6 protein-coding genes are annotated in these 4,556 nt (G+C 67.3%); 5 read left to right on the forward strand and 1 reads right to left on the reverse strand.

The window, feature by feature from the left end; all coding sequences use genetic code 11:
* The 4 genes from ACXJL8_RS34690 to moaC all read left to right on the forward strand — a co-directional run.
* On the forward strand, positions 1-1,233 hold a 1,233-nt coding region (locus ACXJL8_RS34690; protein ID WP_456686416.1), incomplete at its 5' end, for a peptidyl-prolyl cis-trans isomerase.
* 18 nt (positions 1,234-1,251) lie between these two features.
* Entirely contained in the window at positions 1,252-2,265 is a 1,014-nt protein-coding gene (trpD, locus tag ACXJL8_RS34695) for an anthranilate phosphoribosyltransferase (protein WP_456622482.1), read from the forward strand.
* A 7-nt stretch (positions 2,266-2,272) separates the two neighbouring features.
* Positions 2,273-3,094 (forward strand): indole-3-glycerol phosphate synthase TrpC, encoded by an 822-nt coding sequence (gene trpC / locus ACXJL8_RS34700; RefSeq protein WP_456686417.1) that lies wholly within the window; start codon positions 2,273-2,275, stop codon positions 3,092-3,094.
* Between the two features lies 1 nt (position 3,095).
* Complete coding sequence (gene moaC / locus ACXJL8_RS34705) at positions 3,096-3,614, forward strand: cyclic pyranopterin monophosphate synthase MoaC (protein WP_456622484.1); 519 nt, start codon at positions 3,096-3,098, stop codon at positions 3,612-3,614.
* 11 nt (positions 3,615-3,625) lie between these two features.
* Here the strand turns inward: moaC and ACXJL8_RS34710 are convergent, their stop codons facing one another.
* A complete protein-coding gene (locus tag ACXJL8_RS34710) occupies positions 3,626-3,763 on the reverse strand; it encodes a Flp family type IVb pilin (protein WP_456622485.1) in 138 nt (45 codons plus the stop codon).
* Positions 3,764-3,870: 107 nt separating this feature from the next.
* Between ACXJL8_RS34710 and ACXJL8_RS34715 the strand changes: the two genes are divergently transcribed.
* Positions 3,871-4,556 (forward strand): PDC sensor domain-containing protein (locus ACXJL8_RS34715; RefSeq protein WP_456686418.1); only part of this gene is annotated, 686 nt, incomplete at its 3' end.

A 4,556-nucleotide genomic window follows, 5' to 3' on the forward strand; every position in this document is an offset into this window, starting at 1 on the left:
CACAAGGTCCAGTTCCGCGCGCCCGAATACCGCAAGATCTCCTTCGTCGTGATCTCGCCGGAGGAGATCGGCAAGTGGACCGAGGTCTCCGACGAGGACGCGAAGAAGCTGTTCGAGCAGCGCAAGGACCGGCTCGGCACGCCGGAGAAGCGCCAGATCCATCAGATCGTATTCCCCAACGCCGCTGACGCGCAGGCTGCGCGCGAACGGCTTGCCGGCGGGCTGTCGTTCGAGGATCTCGGCAAGGAGCGCGGGCTGAGCGCGTCCGACGTCGATCTCGGGCTCGTGACCAAGTCCGCGCTCGACCCCGCGGTCGGAGACGCCGCCTTCGCGCTTCCCGCAGGCGAGATCAGCCAGCCGATCCAGGGCCGCCTCGGCACCGCGATCGTCAAGGTCGACAAGATCGAGCCGGGTGTCGAAGCGAACTACGCCAGCCTCGCCGGCGACATCAAGCGCGAGATCGCCACCGAGCGCGCGCGCATCAAGGTTGCGGAGCTCCGCGACAAGATGGAGGACGAGCGCGGCGGCGGCGCCAGCGTGATCGACGCGGCGCAGAAGCTCGGGCTCACGGCCGTGACCGTCGACGCCGTCGACCGCTCCGGCCGCGCCCCGAACGGCCAGCCCGTCGCCAACATCCCGCAGGGGCTCGACGTGGTGTCGCAGGCCTTCAACACCGATGTCGGCGTCGACAATGATTCGATCGCGTTTCGTGGCGGCTATGTCTGGTACGACGTGCTCGCCATCACGCCCTCGCGCGACCGCAATCTCGACGAGGTGCGCGACCAGGTCGAGGCGCGCTGGCGCCAGGACCAGATCGCCGCCAAGCTCAAGACCAAGGCGACCGAGATGGTGCAGAAGCTCGAACTCGGCGGCAAGCTCGCGGATGAAGCCGCAGCAATCGGCGCCAAGGTCGAGACCGCGACCGGCTTCAAGCGCGACGACTCGCCCGCCGGCGTGCCCGCGACCGTGGTTGCGGCCGCCTTCCGCACCGCCAAGGACGGCGTCGGACAGACGCCCGTGAGCGGCGGCAGCGAGGTGATCGTCTTCCGCGTCACCGACATCGTCGAACCCGCGGCCGACGCCGCCTCGGACGCCGTCAAGAAGCTGAAGGACAGCCTCGACCGCGCGCTGACCGAGGAGCAGGTCGCCTCCTACGTCAACAAGCTCGAGACCGACATCGGAACCACCATCAATCAGGCCGCCTTCGCGCAGGTGACGGGCGCGAACCAGTAAAGCAGTTGAAAGCACGCGATGGACGACCTGAAATCGATCATTGGAAAAGTGGCGACCGGCGCCAGCCTGTCGCGTGACGAAGCGGCATCCGCCTTCGACGCCATGATGTCCGGCGAGGCCACGCCCTCGCAGATGGGCGGCCTCTTGATGGCGCTGCGGGTGCGCGGCGAGACCGTGGACGAGATCACCGGCGCGGTCTCGGCGATGCGCTCCAAGATGCTCACCGTGACGGCACCCCCCGAAGCCGTCGACATCGTCGGCACCGGCGGCGACGGCTCCGGCTCGGTCAACGTCTCGACCTGCGCCTCCTTCATCGTCGCGGGCGCCGGCCTGCCCGTGGCCAAGCACGGCAACCGCGCGCTGTCGTCGCGCTCGGGCGCCGCCGACGTGCTGGCCTCGCTCGGCGTGAGGATCGATCTCAAGCCCGAGCAGGTCGGCCGCTGCGTGCGCGAATGCGGCATCGGCTTCATGTTCGCCCCGGCGCATCATCCGGCCATGAAGAATGTCGGCCCGACCCGGGTCGAGCTTGCGACGCGCACGATCTTCAACCTGCTCGGACCGCTGTCCAACCCGGCCGGCGTCAAGCGGCAGATGGTCGGCGTGTTCTCGCGGCAATGGGTGCAGCCGCTGGCGCAGGTGCTGAAGAACCTCGGTTCGGAATCCGCCTGGGTCGTGCACGGCTCCGACGGCCTCGACGAGATCACCCTCACCGGCCCGACCTTCGTCTCTGCGCTCCACAAGGGCGAGATCAGGAATTTCGAGGTGACGCCGGAGGAAGCCGGCCTGCCGCGCTGCGAGGCAAGCGCGCTCAAGGGGGGCGACGCCGACGCCAATGCGATCGCGTTGCAGGCCGTGCTTGACGGCAAGCCGAGCCCCTATCGCGACGTGGCGCTGATGAACGCCGCCGCCGCGCTGGTCGTGGCCGGCCGCGCCAAGGATCTCAAGGAAGGTGTGGCGATCGGCGCAAAATCGCTCGACAGCGGCGCGGCGAGCGCGCGGCTGAAACACCTGATCGCGGTCTCCAACGGCTGAGCTTCCCATGTCCGACATCCTGACCAAGATCGAAGCGTATAAGCGCGAGGAGATCGCAGCCGCCAAGCGCGCGCGGCCGCTGTCGGCTGTCGAGGCGACGGCGAAGGCGCAAGCCGCACCGCGCGGCTTTGTGCGCGCGATCAAGGCCAAGCATGCCAATGGCGACTACGCGCTGATTGCCGAGATCAAGAAGGCCTCGCCGTCGAAGGGGCTGATCCGCGCCGATTTCGATCCGCCGCTGCTCGCCAGGGCCTATGAGGCCGGTGGCGCCGCCTGCCTGTCGGTGCTGAYGGACACGCCCTCGTTCCAGGGCCATCTCGACTTCATGGTGGCAGCGCGCGCGGCGACATCGCTGCCGGTGCTGCGCAAGGACTTTCTGTTCGACACCTACCAGGTGGCCGAGGCGCGCGCGCATGGCGCCGATTGCATCCTCATCATCATGGCCGCGCTCGACGATGCGACCGCCAAGGATCTCGAAGACGCCGCCATCGCCTACGGCATCGACGTGCTGATCGAGATCCACGACCGCGCCGAGCTCGACCGGGCGCTGAAGCTGCGTTCACCGATGATCGGCGTCAACAACCGGAACCTGCGCACCTTCGAGACCACGCTTGCGACCAGCGAGGCGCTGGCGCCGCTGATCCCGTCCGAGCGGCTGATGGTCGGCGAGAGCGGCATCTTCACGCCGGCGGACCTGGCCCGGCTCGAACGCGTCGGCATGTCGACCTTCCTGGTCGGCGAGAGCCTGATGCGGCAGGCCGACGTGGCCGCGGCGACCCGCACGCTGCTCGCGCGCGAGACCACGCCGCGCGCCACGGGTACGCGCTGACATGGCGCGCAAGCCCGCCGCAGCCAAGCCATCGAAAACGAAGGCCGGCCCTGCCCTCACCCATATCGGCGCCTCCGGCGAGGCGCGGATGGTCGATGTGTCGGACAAGCCGGCAACCGAGCGCCTTGCGGTCGCTGAAGGCCGCGTGATCATGAGCAAGGCGACGCTTGATCTGATCGTCTCCGGCAACGCCAAGAAGGGTGACGTGCTCGGCACCGCGCGCATCGCCGGCATCATGGCGGCCAAGCGCACCTCGGAGCTGATCCCGCTCTGCCACCCGCTGGCGCTGTCGAAGGTCACGGTCGACATCGAGCCCGACGCCAAGCTGCCGGGCTGCCTCGTCCGTGCCAGCGTGAAGGTGACGGGCCCGACCGGCGTCGAGATGGAGGCGCTCACGGCTGTTACGGTCGCCTGCCTCACCATCTACGACATGATCAAGGCGGTCGAGCGCGGCGTGCGTATCGAGGCCATCCATCTGGTCGAGAAGCTCGGCGGCAAGTCGGGCCACTACCGCGCCTGAGCGCCGCGCGATCACTTCAGCGACGAGCTGATCGATCCGAATTTTGCGTTGAGCTTGCTGCCCATGCCGTTCACGACGGTGATGATGGCAAGCGCGATGCCCACCGCGATCAGGCCGCTCGTCGCTTGCATTTGCGCGCGCCAATTCATCCTGCATTAACCGCGCTTCCTAACTTTGCCTCCATTCCGTTCCCGTAAACCAACGGGTGTTCCCGGGCTCAAGAACTGATCCTGGCGTGTGCACGACAGCGATCGAGATCATGACGAAATTCGGCAGTCGCCTCCTCGACCAGGCCGCGCTCGCGCGCAGCGGGCCGATCCGCTGGCTGGTCGTGGGCGGGATATTCCTGATCGCCGCGATCGCCGTCGGCGCGACGCTGATGGCGCAGAATTTCCGCGAGCGCGCGCTGCGCAACAGCGGACGTGAGCTGGAAAACACCGTGCTGCTGCTCGCTCACCATTTCGATCAGCAATTGCAGGATTTCGCGGTCATCCAGAAGGATTTCGTCGACCACGTCCACGCCACCGGCATCAACAGTGCAGAGGACTATCGCAGGCGCCTCTCCGGCCAGGACGTTCACCGGATGCTGCGCTCGAAGATCGAGGCGCTGCCCTATATGGGCGGCGTCAACGTCATCGATGCCGAGGGAAATCTGATCAACTCGTCGACCGCTTGGCCGGCCCCGAAGGTCAACGTCGCCGACCGGGCCTATTTCCGGACCTTCAGATATGATCCCCACTCCCCCGACGTCCTGATCGAGCCGGTGCACAGCCGTATCTCGGGCGCCTRGACCATCCTGATCGTGCGCAGGGTGCTGGGACCGAACGGCGAGTTCCTGGGCGTCGTCGGACGCGGCATCGAGCCCGCCAATTTCGAAAAGTTCTTCGAGTCCGTCGTGTTGGGCGAAGGCGCAACGATTTCGATGCTGCATCGCGACGGCAC

The sequence above is a fragment of the Bradyrhizobium sp. P5_C11_2 genome, assembly GCF_054049755.1.